Below are 16253 nucleotides of genomic sequence, written 5' to 3' on the forward strand. Positions count from 1 at the left end.
ACTCTATGGCGGGCCGTACCTCTCAGGCGAGCCGGCGGCGCGGCGCGTCGCCGCGCGGTGGCACCAACAGTCGTGCCCGTCAACCGGCGAAGAAGACCCGGGCACCGGTCCGGCGGCGCACCGCGCCCGCCCGGCCCGGCCCGGCCGTCTACGTGGGCCGGGCGGTCGGCGCACTGTGGATGGGTCTGGCACACGGGATGGGCTGGGCGGTGCGGGCCGCCGGCCGGCAGGCCGCCTCGGCCCGTGACCTCGACCCGGAGCACCGCCGCGACGGCGCCGGGCTGCTGCTTTTCGGGCTCGCCCTGCTCTCCGCCGTGGCGCTCTGGCTCTCCGGAGCGGGCCCGGTGGGCGCGCGACTGGCCGACACGATCCGGCTGTTCCTGGGCGCGATCTCGGTGGTCGTGCCGGTGCTGCTGATGATCGGGGCGTGGCGGCTGATGCGTCAGCCGGCCGACCCCGAGCACAGGGGCCGTGGGCTGATCGGCTGGGGTTCGCTGCTGGTGTCGACCGCCGCGCTGCTCCAGATCGGCCAGGACCCGGCCGACCCGCTGGAGCGTGACTTCGCAGGCGGTCTGGTCGGCGCGGGCGTCGGTGGTCTGCTGGAGCGGGCCGTCACCGCCTGGGTGGCGGTGCCGCTGCTGGTCCTGCTGCTGCTCTTCGGTCTGCTCGTGGTGACCGCGACGCCGATCAACAAGATCCCCGAGCGCCTCGGGCTGCTCGCCGGTGGGTTGGTCGCGGCACCGGACTCCTCCACGGAGGACGCCGACGAGCAGGCCGCGAAGCCGACGCGTAAGCGGCCGGCGAAGCGGATGCCTCCGCCGCTCGACCCGGACGACTTCGAGGACCTGGACGGCGCGGACCTCCAGGAAACCATGGTGCTGCCGCGCAAGTCGCCGGCGAAGGTGCCGGCGAGCCGCAAGCCGCCGGTCGAGCCGCCGGAGCACTCGCCCGCGCCGACCCGGGCCGAGCAGCTCGCGTTGACCGGGCTCTCCGGGGACTACACCCTCCCGCCGGCCAACATGCTCAGCGCCGGCGCCGCCGCGAAGACCCGCAGCAAGGCCAACGACGAGGTGATCGCCGCGCTGACCGGCGTGTTCGACCAGTTCGATGTGGACGCGGCGGTCACCGGCTTCACCCGTGGCCCGACGGTCACCCGCTACGAGGTGGAGTTGGGGCACGGCGTCAAGGTCGAACGGATCACCCAGCTGTCCCGCAACATCGCGTACGCGGTGAAGTCGCCGGACGTGCGGATCCTCAGCCCGATCCCGGGCAAGAGCGCCGTCGGTGTGGAGATCCCGAACACCGACCCGGAGAACGTCGCCCTCGGTGACGTGCTGCGCTCACGGGCGGCGACCAGCGACCACCACCCGATGGTGGTGGCCCTCGGCAAGGACATCGAGGGTGGCTACGTGGTCGCCAACCTCGCCAAGATGCCGCACATCCTCATCGCCGGCGCCACCGGCGCGGGCAAGTCGAGCTGCCTCAACACCCTGCTGGTGTCCATCCTCACCCGGGCCACCCCGGACGAGGTGCGGCTGCTGCTGATCGACCCGAAGCGGGTCGAGATGACCGGCTACGAGGGCATCCCGCACCTGGTCACCCCGATCGTGACCAACGCCAAGAAGGCGGCCGACTCGCTGGACTGGGTGGTCCGCGAGATGGACATGCGCTACGACGATCTCGCCGCCAACGGGGTTCGGCACATCGACGACTTCAACCGCAAGGTCCGCAACGGCGAGATCAAGGCCCCGCCGGGCAGCGAACGGGAGATGCGCCCGTACCCGTACCTGTTGGTGATCGTGGACGAGCTGGCCGACCTGATGATGGTGGCGCCGCGCGACGTGGAGGACTCGGTAGTCCGGATCACCCAGCTTGCCCGGGCCGCCGGCATCCACCTGGTGTTGGCGACCCAGCGCCCCTCGGTCGACGTGGTGACCGGTCTGATCAAGGCGAACGTGCCGTCCCGGCTGGCGTTCGCCACCTCCTCGCTCGCGGACTCGCGGGTCATCCTCGACCAGCCGGGCGCGGAGAAGCTGCTCGGCCGTGGCGACGGGCTCTTCCTGCCGATGGGGGCCTCCAAGCCGGTCCGGATCCAGGGCGCCTGGGTCACCGAGCGGGAGATCGCCGACGTCGTCAAGTTCTGCAAGGACCAGCGCGAGCCGGAGTTCCGCAAGGACGTGTTGGCCCCCGCACAGGAGACCAAGAAGAAGACCGACGAGGACATCGGCGACGACCTGGACCTGCTGGTGCAGGCGGTGGAGCTGGTGGTCACCTCGCAGTTCGGCTCGACCTCGATGCTCCAGCGCAAGCTGCGGGTCGGTTTCGCCAAGGCGGGCCGTCTGATGGACCTGATGGAGACCCGTGGGGTGGTCGGGCCGTCCGAGGGGTCGAAGGCGCGCGACGTGCTGGTCAAGCCGGACGAGCTGGAGGACGTCCTGGCCGGCCTGCGCGGCGACGGGGAGTGACCTGCGGCCGACCCTGGACACGCGACGGGCCCGCCGGCAGCCGGCGGGCCCGTGTCGTGGATACGGCTAGTTGTTCACCAGAGCGGAGAAGACCGCGATGCTGATGATCGCGGCGACGACGCTGGCTGCGGCGGCGTACCAGCCGAGCGGCTTGTCGCCGAGCACGGCGCCGACGATGCCCGCGATCACGCCGAGCACGCCGAAGATGATCGGGTTGAGCAGCAGGGCGAGGACCGCGAAGACGAAGCCCACGATGGTGAGGATGCGGGCGGCGTTGCTGCGGGGACGGGCGGTGCTCGGCATGTCAGCCATGTCTTCCTCCGTGTGAGAGCCTGTCGTGACGGATCGATGACTACCCACTGTGCGGACTTGTCACGCGTACTTCCTCAGTGGAAGATCTTCAGACCGATCACGCCCACGACCACCAGCAGCAGGCAGAGGATCCGGGGCAGGCTCGCCGACTCGCCGAGCGCCAGCATCCCGACCAGCGCGGTGCCGACTGCGCCGATGCCGACCCAGACCGCGTACCCGGTGCCGACCGGGATCTCCCGGAGGGCGTACGACAGCCCGGCCATGCTCAGGAGCAGGGTCACCACGAACACCACGGACGGGATCAGCCGGCTGAAGCCGGCGCTGCGGTCCAGGGCGATCGCCCAGGCCGTCTCCAACAGTCCCGAGATCACCAGCACGAGCCAAGCCATCGTCCACCTCACGGAAGGCGCCCGGGCTGTCGCGCCGGGACGAGTCTGCACGTCACGCGGGGCGTCTTGGCCTGACCGGGTACGCCCACCACTCGTCCGGGGCGGCCACGAGCATCCGGGGCCACCGAAGCCGACGCTAGCACCGGCGTCGGGCGTCGGGCGGTGACTCCCGCCACGGCCCGTTGACCTCCACTTCACTTCAACTTGCAGTATTGCTGGCATGACTCTGCTCTACGCCGACCCCGAGGTCGCCGCCGCGCTGGACGCCGCCACCACGGTCGCCGCCATGCGGGCCGCTCTCCTGGCCGCGTACGAGGGACGGCTGATCGCTCCACCTCGGGCCGCCGCCCCGCTCGACGGCGGGCGGATGGTGCTCACCGCCGGGCACCTGGTCGGCGAGTGGTACGGCTTCCGCTCCTACGACACCTTCGGCCACGAGCAGGGCGAACAGTTGGTGGTGCTGCACGACGCCCGCACCGGGGCGGTCCGGGCGGTGGCGGTCGGCGAGGAGTTGGGCTCACGGCGTACCGGAGGGTTGGGCGGCCTCGCGGTCGACGCGCTGGCCCGCCCGGACGCGGCCACCCTCGGTGTGATCGGCTCCGGCCGGCAGGCGTGGACGCAGGTCTGGGCCGCCGCCGCCGTCCGCCCGTTGCGCGAGGTGGTGGTGCACAGCCGCTCCGCCGCCCGCAGGGACGCGTTCGCCGCCCGGGTCCGCGCCGAGCTGGGTGTGCCGGCCCGCGCGGTGGCCACCCCGGGCGCGGCCGTCGCAGGGCGCGACCTGGTGGTGCTCGCCACCACCAGCCCGACCCCGGTGCTCTGCGCCGCCGACCTCAGCCCCGGCACGCACGTCAACGCCGTCGGCTTCAAGCAACTCGACCGCAGCGAATTCGGCACCGACCTGCTGGACACGGCCGACCTGCTGGTCACCGACTCACCAGCCCAGGCAGCGGACTACCAGCCGCCCATGCTCGCGGCCACACCCCCGTACGCCGAGCGGTTGCGCGACCTGGGCGGCATCCTGGCCGGCGCGGTCCCCGGCCGGACCACCGCGGACCAGGTTTCCGTCTTCTGCTCCACCGGCCTGGCCGGGACCGAGGTCTTCCTGCTCGACGCGTTGACCCGCGTCGGTGTCGCGGCGCGCTGACCGGCCTCGGGCGCGGCGGAACGACGGTGCGTGGGTCGTGCCCGCAGCCCGCGTGCGTGGGGTTCCCCGGCCGGCCCGGTACCCTCGGATGGTGTCTGCCACCGCTCCTTCTCCTTCCGACCACGCCGAGGGCCGTCGTGTCGCCCTCCTGACCCTCGGCTGTGCCCGCAACGAGGTCGACTCGGAGGAGCTGGCCGCCCGGCTGCACGCCGACGGCTGGCAGGTGAGCACCGACGGCGAGGGCGCCGACGTGGTGGTCGTCAACACCTGCGGTTTCGTGGAGAAGGCCAAGCAGGATTCCATCCAGACCCTGCTCGCCGCCGCCGGCACCGGGGCCAAGGTCGTCGCCGCCGGCTGCATGGCCGAGCGGTACGGCCGGGAGCTCGCCGACAGCCTGCCCGAGGCCCAGGCGGTGCTGAGCTTCGACGACTACCCGGACATCGCCGCCCGACTGAACGCGGTCGTCGCCGGTGAGCAGATCACGGCGCACACCCCCCGGGACCGGCGGGAGCTGCTGCCGTTGACCCCGGTGAAGCGGCGCGACAGCGGCGTGTCGCTGCCCGGGCACGGCACCGTGACCCGCACCACCACCGACACCGACGAGCACACCCCGGCACACCTGCGGCAGATCCTGCGCCGTCGACTGGACACCGGGCCGGTGGCCTCACTGAAGCTCGCCAGCGGCTGCGACCGGCGCTGCGCGTTCTGTGCCATCCCCGCCTTCCGCGGGGCGTTCGTCTCGCGTACGCCCGACGAGCTGCTCGCCGAGGCGGAGTGGCTGGCCAAGTCCGGCGTACGGGAGCTGGTGCTGGTCAGCGAGAACTCCACCTCGTACGGCAAGGACCTGGGCGACCCCCGTGCGCTGGAGAAGCTGCTGCCGCAGCTCGCCGCCGTGACCGGCATCGTCCGGGTGCGGGCGAGCTACCTCCAGCCGGCCGAGACCCGACCCGGGCTGGTCGAGGCGATCGCCAACACCCGGGGCGTGGCCCCGTACTTCGACCTGTCGTTCCAGCACTCCAGCGAGCCGGTGCTGCGCCGGATGCGGCGTTTCGGCTCCACCGACCGGTTCCTGGAGCTGCTGGCGAGTGCCCGTGCGCTGGCCCCGGACGCGGGCGCCCGGAGCAACTTCATCGTCGGGTTCCCCGGCGAGACGCGCGCCGACGTCGACGAGCTGGTGCGGTTCCTGACCGAGGCCCGGCTCGACGCGATCGGCATGTTCGACTACAGCGACGAGGACGGCACCGAGGCCGCCGGCCTGCCCGGCAAGGTCTCCGCCGCCACGATCAAGCGGCGGTACGACCGGCTCAGTGCGCTCGCCGACGAGCTCTGCTCGCAGCGGGCCGAGGACCGCCTCGGCACACGCGTCGAGGTGCTGGTCGACTCGATCTCCGACGGCGTGGTCGAGGGCCGGGCGGCGCACCAGGCGCCGGAGGTGGACGGCTCCACCACCCTGGTCGCGCCGGCCGAGGGTGGGGTCGACCTCTCCGCGCTGCGCCCGGGTGACCTCGTACGCGCAACGGTGACCGGCACCGAAGGGGTGGACCTGCTCGCCGTGCCGGATGAGATGATCTCGGCGGCGCCCGGCGCGGCACGGTGACGGCGGGCCCGAGCGGAGCGGGGGAGCCACGTGGTGCGGTACCGGGAACGCCACGGCGACCCGAGCGGGGTGCGGCGGTGACCGGGGCGACGGAGTCGACGCCCGGCCGGGCGGTGGTCGCGGTGGTGCCCGTCCTCAACGCGGCCAACGCGCTGACCGCCCTGCGGCTGGTGCTGGTGCCGGTCTTCGCCGCCTCGGTGGGGGTGTCCGGGATGACCCACTCCGGCTGGCGGATGGCGGCGTGCCTGATCTTCGCGGTGGCCTCGGCGACCGACCTGGTGGACGGCTGGATCGCCCGCCGGTTCGGGCTGGTCACCTCGGTCGGCAAGGTGGCCGACCCGATCGCCGACAAGGCGCTCACCGGCGCGGCCCTGGTGCTGCTCTCCTGGTACGACCAACTGCCCTGGTGGGTGACCGCGCTGATCCTCGTCCGCGAGCTGGGCATCACCGGCCTGCGGTTCTGGGTGATCCGGCACGGCGTGATCGCCGCCAGCCGAGGCGGCAAGGTCAAGACCGCGCTCCAGATCCTGGCCATCGCCTGGTACCTCTGGCCGATGCCGGCCGCCCTGGCCGCCGTCGGCCCGTGGATCATGGCCGCCGCCGTCGTGGTCACGGTCGCCACCGGCTTCGACTACATAGCCCAGGCCCTACGCCTCCGCCGCCCCCGCTGAAAACCCCACCCCCCCGGGCGCTCCACCCCACCCCCTCGGTTGATCATGAAGTTGTGGTCCTCCGCGGCGGCGTGTCGTGGCGATAACTTCATGATCGACGGGATCGGGTCGGCAGGGTTGGGGGCCGTTGGGTGGGGAAGGACGGATTCATGCAGCGCGAGGCTAGTGGTGGTGGTGTCGGGCGGGCGGGGGATGGTGCGGCGTCGGACGAGGCCGTGATGGGCAGCGCGGCGGCGGGTGTGGTGCACCGGTTGGTGCAGCGGCACGAGACCCTCGCGACTGTCGAATCGCTCACCGGCGGGTCGCTGGCCGCATCGATCGTCGACATCGCCGGGGTCAGCGGGATCTACCGGGGTGGCCTCGTGGTCTACGCCACCGAGCTGAAGGGCACCCTGGCCGGCGTCCCCACCGACCTGCTGTCCGAGCGGGGGCCGGTGGACCCGGACGTGGCGGCGGCCCTCGCCGAAGGCGGTCGCCAGCGCTGCGGCGCGGACTGGGGGGTGGCGACCACCGGCGTCGCCGGCCCCGAGCCGCAGGACGACAAGCCCGTCGGCCTGGTCTACGTCGCGGTCGCCGGCCCCAACGGTGCGGAGGTCCGCCAGCTCGAGCTGGACGGCGGGCGGGACCACGTCCGCGCGGTCGCGGTGATCGAGGCTCTGCGGCTACTCGCCGAGCGGATCCACGACGCCGACGTCCAGGACCCCGACCTCGGCACGGACGCCCAGGACTCCGGCCCCGGCGCCCGGGCCCCCGAACCCGCAACCGGCCACCCCTAGGCCCCAGAAGTCGACGGCCCGGAAAATCCAGCCGAGACCGCCGGGGGCACCCGGGACAGGGCCGGAACGGCCGACGCCGCCCGCCGGCGAGCCCGCGCCGGCGAACCGACGGGCGGGGCGGGATGTCGGCCGGGCCCGCAGCGGGTACGGTTGCGGGAAGGCTCCGACGTTCGGGGTCGGCGCGGTCCGCCGCGACCGGCTGCCCAACGGCGGGCGCGAGGTATCCCTCAGGGGGAGGTGCGATGATCCTGCTACGCCGGGTGATCGGTGACGCACTGCGGGCGCGCCGGCAAGGCCAGCAGCGCACGCTGCGTGAGGTCTCCACCGCCGCCAACGTCAGCCTCGGTTACCTCTCCGAGATCGAGCGGGGGCACAAGGAGCCGTCCAGCGAGCTGCTCGCCGCGATCTGCGACGCCCTCGGCGCGCGCCTGTCCGAGCTGCTGCGTGAGGTGAGCGACACAGTGGCGCTCGCCGAGCAGATGCCCGGGGTGCTCGTCTCGATGCAGGAGGAGCAGGCCGATCCCTCGGCCGCGTCCAAGAGCACCAACCGGGGTGTGCGTCAGGTCACCTCCGATGGCAAGGTCGCCGTGTCGGTCCGTCAGGATTCGCCGCTCAAGGCCACGCTGCGCAGTGCCCGCGTCCGCCCGACCGAGCGCGACCGGGACGTGGTCTGCGCGGCCTGAGCCCGTCCTTCCGGTTGACCGTGGGCGGGCTGGCCCCGGCCGCGTAGGGTGGCCCGCAGGAGCTGCCGGTGCCGTCGACCGCCCGGTACGGATGCCTCGTTGGCGTTCGGCTGGGACGATGGAGACCGGCCGGTCGTGGTCGGTCGGTCCATCCGGCCCGGCTGTGGTGGAGCGACGCTACTGAGGGGATACCGCGGAGATGGCGAACCCGTTCGTCAAGGGTTGGAACTACCTGATGGCACTCTTCGGTGCCAAGATCGACGAGCACGCCGATCCCAAGGTGCAGATCCAGCAGGCCATCGAGGATGCCCAGCGGCAGCACCAGGCGCTGGTCCAGCAGGCCGCCGCCGTGATCGGCAACCAGCGTCAGCTGGAGATGAAGCTGTCCCGGCAGATGTCCGAGGTCGAGCGGTTGCAGGGCAACGCCCGACAGGCCCTGGTGCTGTCCGACCAGGCCCGGGCCAAGGGTGACGAAGCCGAGGCGGTGCGGTTCGAGCAGTCGGCGCAGACCCTGGCCACCCAGCTGGTCTCCGCCGAGCAGGCCACCGAAGACCTCAAGACCCTGCACGACCAGGCGCTGGGTGCCGCAGCACAGGCCCGCCGTGCGGTCGAGAACAACTCGATGATCCTCCAGCAGAAGCTCGCCGAACGCACCAAGCTGCTCAGCCAGCTGGAGCAGGCCAAGATGCAGGAGACGGTGGCCCGCTCGCTGGAGTCGATGTCGTCGTTGACCGCGCCCACCAACACCCCGTCGCTGGACGAGGTGCGCGACCGCATCGAGCGGCGGTACGCCAACGCGATGGGCCGCGCCGAGCTGGCCGGCAACTCCGTCGAGGGCCGGATGCTGGAGATTCAGAAGTCGACCATCGACTCGGCCGGCTCTGCCCGGCTGGAGCAGATCCGGTCCAGCATGGCGGGCGAGCAGCTCGGCGGCGCGTCGCAGCGACCGGCCGTCCCGCAGGGCGAGAAGGCCGGCCCGGCCACCGACCCGACGGCCGCCGCCCGGCTGGACGAGCTGCGCGCCAGCATGGCTCGCGAGCGCGGCACCGGCGACCCGACCGCCGCCGGCTGAACGACCGGACCGAGGGGGTCAGGGTGGCAGCAGACGAGCGGACTCGATACTTCCGGAGGTTGGACCGGCTTCGTCGCTCCGCCCGACGGTGGAGCGTGCTGGCCGGTGGGCTCGGTGGGGCGGCGGCGGTGCTGACCCCGTACGCCGGCCTCGGTCTGCCCGACGCGGCCTGGGCCGGCGCCGCGGGCAGCGCGGTGGCGCTCGCCGCCTGGCGCTGGATCGACGCGCGGGCCCTGGCCGCCCAGCCGGCGCCCCCCGCGCTCGACCCGGCCGAGGCCGCGGCCCGGTCGCGGGCCCGGTTGATCGCCGCCGTCGAGCGGCTGCCGGTCGGCCCGGGCGTGCTGGCCGAGGTTCGCCGGGTCCGCTCCCGGATCGCCCTGCGCGGCACCAGCGCTGGCGAGCAGTGGGCCCGACTGGACCGGGCGGCACTCACCCTGGCCGGAATGGCCCCCCGGCTCACCGGGCTGGCCGAGCCCGCCGTGCAGGAGGCCGCCGCCGCCGACGCTTCGCTGCGCGACCTGGCCGCACGGGTGGCCAGTGTCGAACGTGCGCTGCGGCTGGCCCCGGCCGACGCCCGAGCGTCGCTGGCCGAGGCGCACGCCGTGCTGACCGGCCAACTGGAGAGCGGGGTCGCGGCCTACGAGCGGCTGGTGGTCGCTGCCGCCGGCTACCTGGCCGAGGACGCCCGGCCCGAGGCCGCCCACCCGGCCGCCGACCGGCTCACCGAGGCGACCGACCTGCTGCACGGCGTCGCCGGCGCCCTTGCCGAGCTGCGCGCAGTCGGCACGCCGCTGCGCGCACCGACCCGCTGAGAACAGCGCCGACGGCCGGTCCGCCGGCCCGGTCACGGTGGTGTCGTGACCAGCACCGGGCCGGTGTACGGCGAATTGCCCACGACGTTGAACGACCGGATCCGGTAGTGGTAGGTCACGCCCCTTGCCAGCCCCGTGTTGGTGAAGCCTCGACCGGTCACGGTGAAGGTGGCGACCTCCCGGTCGAATGCCGGGTCCAGTGCCCGCTGCACGATGAACCCGGACCCGGGGCCGGTGGGTGTGCTCGCCGCCCAGGCCAGGATCACCGTCGCCGTGTCCGGCCCGGGCGCGCTGGCCGTGGCGCTCACCCCGCTGGGGGTGCCGGGTGCGGGTGGGCAGCTCACCGTGGCGACTGTCGACCAGGCTGAGGCGGCGCCCAGGTAGGTGGTCCGAACCCGGTAGTAGTACGTGGTGTCCGGCGCGACGGTGACGTCCAGGTGGTTGTCGCTGACCCCGATCGCCGTGGTGCCCGGGCCGCTGGTGAACGTCGGGTTGGTCGCCCGCTGCACGTCGATGCCGGTGGCGAACGACCGGTTCGACCAGCGCAGCGCCACTCGCAGCGGCGCGGCGGGCGGCAGTGCCGCGACCAGGCCGCTCGGTGCGGCCAGGTGCACCGAGGCGGGCACCCCGTTCGACCAGGATGAGTAGCTGACCGCGTTCTCCGCCCGGATCCGGTAGTGGTACGTCACCCCGGGGGTGACTGTCGCGTCCGTGTACCGGGTGGCGGCGGCCGCGACGGTGATCGTGGTGACCTCGCCGCCGAAGGTCGCGTCGGTGGCCCGTTGCAGCAGGTGACTGGTGGCAGGTGGTCGTCCGCCGTTGCTGGTCCAGGCCAGGACGATCGCGGGTAGCGCGGTGGCCGAGCCGGGCGCCGGTGTGGCGGTCAGCCCGGTCGGTGCCTTCGGCGCCACCCGCAGCACCAGCGGCCGGGTCATCCCACCATCGCGGTGGCCGGCGAGGTAGCTGTGCCAGCGGTACTCCCAGCCCAGGTTGACCAGTTGGTTGACCACCGTGGCGGGCCGCCCGTCCGCAGGGCTGACCGGCGTCGACCCGGTACGGGCCCCGGCCGGGAGGCCCGGGTCGAGCAGTCGGACGCTGTCGCCCAGCTTGAACGGCAGCACCGGGGCGACCGGGCGCAACGCCACCACGACGTCCTCCCGCGGGTTGATCCGGACGACGTCCTTCCAGCCCAACTCCGTGCCGTGCGGCGGCCGCAGCGTGCCGTCCCAGCCGACCCGGTTGACCACCTGCACGTCGCAGCCGCCGAAGTGCAGCGGTTCGGTCTGCCGGACGTTGCCACTGATCCGCCAGAGTTGTGTGCCGTCGGTCGGGGTGCCCACCGGTACGGCGGGATCGGTGGCGAAGAGCACCTCGGTCACCGGATCGGTCGGGCCCAGCGGCAGCGTCGTCGGGTTGAGCGGCCCGGCGTGCGGGTGCCCGACGCCGAGCCGGCCGGCCCACCGGCCGTGATCCGGCTCGAAGACCTGCTGGGCCGCCTTGACCGTGATCGGCAGGGTCACCGGGCCGGCACCGCCCGCAGGGGTGAACGTCACAGTGGTGGCGTGCACCGGCACCGCCGTCTCCGACGCCGTGCGGGTGCCGAACGCCGGGTCGTACGCCGGCTGCGGCACGATCGGCGGACGTTGGCTGGCCGCGTACGCCAGGGGCAGCCTCTCGCGTAGTCGGGCCAGGTCGTACGGCGGCGCGGGCGTCCCGGTGACCCGGAGCTGGAGCAGGGTGCGGGTGTTCGGGCCGTACCCCGGCTCGGTGGTGGGCGGGCCACCCTCGGCGGTCCGGTCCGGTGCGTCGGTGTGCTGGTCGTAGCGGGGGTCGTAGCCCGGCAGCGGAGCCGGGGCGTCGTTGTACAGGATCAGCGTGCTGCCCGGCGGCACGGCGGAGAAGTCGACCAGCACGTCGGCCCGCTCACCCGGGGCGAGCAGCAGGGTATGCCCGTCGACGTTCAGCACGGTCGGGTCGAGCCGGTCGTACCGGTAGCCGATCGGCCGGTTCGGCAGCACCACCGGGGCGGGCAGCAGCCCGGCCTCGTTCCCGATCTGGATGAACTCGGGCCCGGCCGAGCGCGGGTCCGGCACGCCGCCGTCGCGTCCGTCGGTCGGCCACCCCGGCGGCCGGTCCGCCGCCCGCACGGCGGGCACCATCGGCACCTCGCCGGCGTCGGCGTCGGCGAGCGCGCCGTCGGCTGTCCACATCGCCGCGTCGGAGCAGGCGCGGTACAGCTGGAGATTGAGGCTGCGGTCCAGGCAGGCGTTGAGGATCCGGAACCGGTACGTGCGCGGCCGGACCTCCAGGAACGGGTAGGCGACGCCGTTGACGAGCGGGGTGTCGCCGTACGCCTCGGGGACCGCCGACGGGTGCGGCAGCCCAGGGCTCAGCGGCGGTTCGTCCGGCGCGTCCACCGGGTCGTGGTGCGGGTTCGGGGCCCACCCGTCGGTGCGGGTGCCGCCCGGGGTGGGGTTGCGCGACCAGGGGCCGTAGTCCCACCGGCCGGTGGGGTTGCGTCCGCCGGACCGGTACGGGTTCTGCCGCGGTTGGTAGACGTGGGGGTGCCAGAGGCTTCCCCGGGCACCCCAGCGTTCCCGGTCCCAGGTCGGGTCCTCGGCGGCGAGCTGGGTGTCGTCCGGCACGAACGTCTTGTCCTCGATCACCAGCGGCAGCTGGTCGGCCGGCAGCACGTCGTCGGCGACGAGCTGGTCCTCGGCCGGGTCGGTGAGCAGGTAGAGCGCGAGCTGACCGCCGTAGACGGTGAGCCGGGCCAGGCCGAGGGTGTTGTCGTGCAACCACAGCAGCCGGCCGCTCTGCTCGTTCGGGTAGTAGAGGGTGGTGGCCCCGGCACCCGGTGCCGGCATGTCCGGCACGGGCGTCACGCCCGCCCCGGTCGGGTACGGGGTGATCTCCCCGGCCGGAGTGATCCACTGCCCCGGGTTGCCGGCGCTGGTCCAACCGGTCTGCGCCCCGGCCAGGTGCAGCACCGCCCGGTTCTGCGGGTACGGGGCCGGCCCGTCCAGCGGCCCGGGACCGGCACCCTCGATCGTGTCGTCCACGGGCAGGAACAACTCGCCGGCCCGGCCGGTGGGGAGCTGGTTGATGAACTTCACCCGGACCGGTCGACCCCGGCGGGCGAGGATCATCGGGCCGAGGTGCCAGGGCCGTTCGGGAGGTGCGACCGTGTTGTGGCCCGTCTCGTCGGTGCCCAGGTTGAGCTGCCGGTAGCCGCGCAGCCGGGTGGCCGGCAGGTCCCGGTGCAGCCGCTGCGCGTACTCCTGGAGGCTGATCTCGTAGTAGTCGCATCCCGGATAGCTGATGGTGTCCGGCGCTGCCACCGGCAGGTGACTGCCGAGGTCGGTGCGGCCCTGCTGGCCCGGAACGGGCAGCGGGTCGACGAACTTGCGCAGCCCGGTGCCCGGCACCACCCGCCCCGCGGGGTCACGCGCCGGACGAGGACTGTGGGCGAAGTTCGGCACGGGACCGAAGCTGCGCGGCACCACGGCCGGGTCCAGACTCGGTGCCGGCGTGGTCTCCTCGGCGGTACGCGCGGCCGGCACGGATGCCGTCCGGCCGTCGGTCTCGCGGGTGGTCCGCTCGAAGAAGGTGGAGCGGAGCCTGCGGAACATCGCCATGACTCTCCCCGGGGTCGGGGCACGACGTCCGCCACCCCGGCGTGGCGGACCTCGGCACTCTGCTGACGGTCGGTGAGGGTTCAACCGCAGCATGCGACTCCGACGGCCGGATAGGAATTACCCAATCGTCCGTTTCTGGCGTGGCGTCGGCGAACGGCCGGCCTGGTCAGCCGGGCTCAGACCGGTCCGGGTGCTCGGGCTGGCAGACCGGACACCAGTAGGTGACCCGCTCGCCCAGCTCCTCCTTGCGGATCGCGGTGCCGCAGCGGCGGCACGGCTGGGCGCGGCGACCGTACACGTAGCTGGTCTGCCCCCGGTGCAGGGAGCCGGTGCTGCTCTGCGTCCACCGTCCTCGGTTGGCCGCGAGCAACCGTTGCGCGAGGGCCACCATGCCGGGCAGGTCGGGCACCGCGCCGACCGGCGTCCACGGCGACACACCCCGCAGGAACAGCACCTCGCACTTGTAGAGATTGCCCACTCCGGCCAGGTTGCGCTGGTCGAGCAGCGCCTCACCGATGGTCTGCTCCGGGTGGTCGGTGAGCCGGCGGACCGCCTCGGCCGGGTCCCAGTCCGGCCCGAGCAGATCGGGGCCGAGGTGGCCGACCAGCCGGTCCTCCTCGGCGGTCGGCAGCAGGGTCATCTCGTGCAGGTGGTAGCCGACCGCGACAGCGCCGGGGCTGTGCAGCACCACCCGGATCAGGTGCGCGGGCCGTCCGCCCCACCGTTCCCCCGGGGCGTACGCCCGCCAGGCGCCGTCCATCCGCAGGTGCGAGTGCAGGGTCCAGAGGGCGTCGGGCGCGGGTCCCTCTGCAGGACTTCTGCCGGGGGCGCTGAGCCGCAGCAGCAGGTGTTTGCCCCGGCTGGCCGACTCGCGCACGGTCCAGCCGCTGAGGTCGGTGGTCGCCAGTTGCGGCACCCGGAAGTCACTTTTGGTGATCCGCGCGCCGGCCAACGCGCGGTGCAGCACGCGCGCGGTGTTCCAGACGGTGTCGCCTTCGGGCACCCTGCCATCCTCCCTCTTTCGAGCAAGATTCGCATGTGTCGCTATTTGTACACAGGTTCCTCATGATCTCCCGACATGCGAAGGTCAGGGGGTTCTGAGGAGAATGCCCATGACGCGACCTCGTTGTCGTATCCCATCCGTCGCCCTCGTCGCCACCCTCTCCCTGTTGCTCGCCGCCGCGTTCCTGCCCGTCACCAGCGCAGACCGGGCCGCACCCGTCGCCGGCAGTCCGATCATCCTCACCGCCGGTGCGCCCGGTGGCGAACGGTGGGACGTCGATGTCACGGTCATCGACCGCGACGACGTCAACGTCCGACGGACCGCCGCCGGGCTGCGACTGCGGGAGGCACGGGCCACCGGGCACCGCGCTCGAAGCCCACACAGCGCTGTCGCCGAGGGCATGCTGCTGACCACGCCCCGCACCCTGGCCCGGCCGGCCACCCGGGTCCGCGCCGAGATCAACGCCTCGGTCCCCGCCGGGGCGACAGTGGAGGCGCAGGTCCGCGGCTGGCGGACCGCCGGCTGGACGGAGTGGCAGGCCGCCACCGCAGGTGCGGTCTTCGACCGGCCGGTCACCCGGGTGCAGACCCGGGTGGTGCTGACCGCGCCCAACGGCGACGCCACCGCGACCGTGAGCGGCGTGCGGCTCACCGCCGACGCGACCGCCGCCGTCTCCGCCGCCACGCCCGGCCGCACCTACCGGGTGTACGCCACCCGCATCGGGTTGGTGGGCGAGGTGACCGCCAACGGCCGTACCGTGCAACCCCGGGACCACTTCGTGGCACTCCCGTCGAGGCGTGGCCTCTCCCCGCTCAACACCGGCGACTACACCGTGCGGGTCTGCACGACCAGCGGTGCCCGCTGCGAGTACGCCCCGGTCTGGGACGTCGGTCCGTGGAACACCCGCGACGACTACTGGAACCCCTCGTCAGTGCGGGAAAACTGGAAGAACCTGCCGCAGGGCCGGCCTGAGGCGCAGGCCGCGTACCAGTCCGGCTACAACGGCGGGCGGGACCAGTTCGGGCGTACGGTGCTCAACCCGGCCGGCGTCGACCTGGCCGACGGCACCTTCTGGGACGGCCTGCGGCTGACCACCAACGCCTGGGTGGACGTGGCCTACCTGTGGACCGGCGGCGGGCCGCGTGGCGTGGTCGGTGACGGCCCGCTCAACATCCGCTCCGGGGCCAGCACGTCGTACGCCGTCCGTGGTCTCGCCGCCCGGCTGGCCCACGTGCCGCTCCAGTGCTACGTCACCGGTCAGTCGGTGGCCGGCCCGTACCGCACCACCACCCGCTGGAACCGTCTCGCGACCGGCCAGTACGTCAGCCACGCCTACATCTCGAGCGTGTACGGCGGCAGCGTGCCGGTCTGCTGACCCGTGCCCGCCCCGTCGAGTGCTGCGTCAGGGGCGTTCGTCGGGGCGGGCCTGGCGCACCATGTCCTGGTAGCGCGGGTGGCTGGCACCGTAGACGGCGTAGTTGAGTCGAGCGTGCGAGAGGCTCAGGTCGCCGTTGGGGCCACCGCGGACGGCGTCGGCGTCCGCGTCGGTCTGGCCGTCGTCGGTCCAGAAACAGACCGGGCAGGTCCCCCCGCCGGTCCGGGATGCGCAGCAGGGACAACCCACGGGAACCACTTGTTCACCCACCGGGGCAGCATTCCACAGTCGAACATCAGCCCGATACCCGCAGGAG

At 73.2% G+C, this 16253-nt stretch carries 14 protein-coding genes and 1 riboswitch; of the genes, 9 read left to right on the forward strand and 5 right to left on the reverse strand.

Features of this window, described 5'->3' with window-relative positions:
- The first annotated feature begins 5 nt into the window (after window positions 1-5).
- Window positions 6-2465, forward strand: a complete 2460-nt coding sequence (locus HNR22_RS26425; protein ID WP_179782618.1) for an FtsK/SpoIIIE family DNA translocase — start codon at window positions 6-8, stop codon at window positions 2463-2465.
- A 66-nt stretch (window positions 2466-2531) separates the two neighbouring features.
- Here the strand turns inward: HNR22_RS26425 and HNR22_RS26430 are convergent, their stop codons facing one another.
- The gene (locus HNR22_RS26430; RefSeq protein ID WP_179782619.1) at window positions 2532-2777 is read right to left on the reverse strand and encodes a hypothetical protein; all 246 of its coding nucleotides are present in this window, start codon (window positions 2775-2777) and stop codon (window positions 2532-2534) included.
- A gap of 74 nt (window positions 2778-2851) precedes the next feature.
- Entirely contained in the window at window positions 2852-3166 is a 315-nt protein-coding gene (locus HNR22_RS26435; RefSeq protein WP_179782620.1) for a DMT family transporter, read from the reverse strand.
- Window positions 3167-3221: 55 nt separating this feature from the next.
- Window positions 3222-3294: riboswitch (guanidine-III (ykkC-III) riboswitch) on the reverse strand.
- 92 nt (window positions 3295-3386) lie between these two features.
- Between HNR22_RS26435 and HNR22_RS26440 the strand changes: the two genes are divergently transcribed.
- The 7 genes from HNR22_RS26440 (at window position 3387) to pspM (ending at window position 9921) form a co-directional block, all read left to right on the forward strand.
- Window positions 3387-4310: an ornithine cyclodeaminase family protein gene (locus tag HNR22_RS26440; RefSeq protein ID WP_179782621.1), complete on the forward strand. Its 924-nt coding sequence runs from the start codon at window positions 3387-3389 to the stop codon at window positions 4308-4310.
- Between the two features lie 88 nt (window positions 4311-4398).
- On the forward strand, window positions 4399-5907 hold the full coding sequence (gene rimO / locus HNR22_RS26445) for a 30S ribosomal protein S12 methylthiotransferase RimO (RefSeq protein ID WP_179782622.1): 1509 nt from the start codon (window positions 4399-4401) through the stop codon (window positions 5905-5907).
- Window positions 5908-5984: 77 nt separating this feature from the next.
- Window positions 5985-6578: a CDP-diacylglycerol--glycerol-3-phosphate 3-phosphatidyltransferase gene (gene pgsA, locus HNR22_RS26450; RefSeq protein ID WP_179782623.1), complete on the forward strand. Its 594-nt coding sequence runs from the start codon at window positions 5985-5987 to the stop codon at window positions 6576-6578.
- Between the two features lie 149 nt (window positions 6579-6727).
- Complete coding sequence (locus HNR22_RS26455; protein WP_425488077.1) at window positions 6728-7354, forward strand: CinA family protein; 627 nt, start codon at window positions 6728-6730, stop codon at window positions 7352-7354.
- A gap of 242 nt (window positions 7355-7596) precedes the next feature.
- On the forward strand, window positions 7597-8037 hold the full coding sequence (locus tag HNR22_RS26460; RefSeq protein ID WP_179782624.1) for a helix-turn-helix domain-containing protein: 441 nt from the start codon (window positions 7597-7599) through the stop codon (window positions 8035-8037).
- Window positions 8038-8236: 199 nt separating this feature from the next.
- Entirely contained in the window at window positions 8237-9109 is an 873-nt protein-coding gene (locus HNR22_RS26465) for a PspA/IM30 family protein (protein WP_179782625.1), read from the forward strand.
- Window positions 9106-9921, forward strand: coding sequence for a phage shock envelope stress response protein PspM (pspM, locus tag HNR22_RS26470; RefSeq protein WP_218908381.1), 816 nt, complete (start codon window positions 9106-9108; stop codon window positions 9919-9921). The genes HNR22_RS26465 and pspM overlap by 4 nt, the downstream gene beginning before the upstream one ends.
- A gap of 32 nt (window positions 9922-9953) precedes the next feature.
- On the opposite strand, the gene HNR22_RS26475 is transcribed toward pspM, so the two are convergent.
- Window positions 9954-13559, reverse strand: a complete 3606-nt coding sequence (locus tag HNR22_RS26475; RefSeq protein WP_179782627.1) for a hypothetical protein — start codon at window positions 13557-13559, stop codon at window positions 9954-9956.
- Between the two features lie 166 nt (window positions 13560-13725).
- Window positions 13726-14562 (reverse strand): DNA-formamidopyrimidine glycosylase family protein, encoded by an 837-nt coding sequence (locus tag HNR22_RS26480; protein ID WP_179782628.1) that lies wholly within the window; start codon window positions 14560-14562, stop codon window positions 13726-13728.
- Window positions 14563-14671: 109 nt separating this feature from the next.
- Between HNR22_RS26480 and HNR22_RS26485 the strand changes: the two genes are divergently transcribed.
- Entirely contained in the window at window positions 14672-15937 is a 1266-nt protein-coding gene (locus tag HNR22_RS26485) for a hypothetical protein (RefSeq protein ID WP_179782629.1), read from the forward strand.
- A 27-nt stretch (window positions 15938-15964) separates the two neighbouring features.
- Here the strand turns inward: HNR22_RS26485 and HNR22_RS26490 are convergent, their stop codons facing one another.
- Complete coding sequence (locus HNR22_RS26490) at window positions 15965-16207, reverse strand: CPCC family cysteine-rich protein (RefSeq protein ID WP_088946738.1); 243 nt, start codon at window positions 16205-16207, stop codon at window positions 15965-15967.
- Window positions 16208-16253: the final 46 nt, after the last annotated feature.

It is taken from the genome of Micromonospora jinlongensis (genome assembly GCF_013410645.1).
GTDB lineage: Bacteria > Actinomycetota > Actinomycetes > Mycobacteriales > Micromonosporaceae > Micromonospora > Micromonospora zamorensis.

What these genes read in the sequence shown, in the direction of transcription:
- HNR22_RS26425 (WP_179782618.1), top strand. Translation starts at nt 6, where the DNA reads ATGGCGGGCCGTACCTCTCAGGCGAGCCGGCGGCGCGGCGCGTCGCCG.
- HNR22_RS26440 (WP_179782621.1), top strand. Translation starts at nt 3,387, where the DNA reads ATGACTCTGCTCTACGCCGACCCCGAGGTCGCCGCCGCGCTGGACGCC.
- HNR22_RS26485 (WP_179782629.1), top strand. Translation starts at nt 14,672, where the DNA reads ATGACGCGACCTCGTTGTCGTATCCCATCCGTCGCCCTCGTCGCCACC.
- HNR22_RS26435 (WP_179782620.1), bottom strand. Translation starts at nt 3,166, where the DNA reads ATGGCTTGGCTCGTGCTGGTGATCTCGGGACTGTTGGAGACGGCCTGG.
- HNR22_RS26475 (WP_179782627.1), bottom strand. Translation starts at nt 13,559, where the DNA reads ATGGCGATGTTCCGCAGGCTCCGCTCCACCTTCTTCGAGCGGACCACC.
- HNR22_RS26465 (WP_179782625.1), top strand. Translation starts at nt 8,237, where the DNA reads ATGGCGAACCCGTTCGTCAAGGGTTGGAACTACCTGATGGCACTCTTC.
- HNR22_RS26430 (WP_179782619.1), bottom strand. Translation starts at nt 2,777, where the DNA reads ATGGCTGACATGCCGAGCACCGCCCGTCCCCGCAGCAACGCCGCCCGC.
- HNR22_RS26460 (WP_179782624.1), top strand. Translation starts at nt 7,597, where the DNA reads ATGATCCTGCTACGCCGGGTGATCGGTGACGCACTGCGGGCGCGCCGG.
- rimO (WP_179782622.1), top strand. Translation starts at nt 4,399, where the DNA reads ATGGTGTCTGCCACCGCTCCTTCTCCTTCCGACCACGCCGAGGGCCGT.
- HNR22_RS26455 (WP_425488077.1), top strand. Translation starts at nt 6,728, where the DNA reads ATGCAGCGCGAGGCTAGTGGTGGTGGTGTCGGGCGGGCGGGGGATGGT.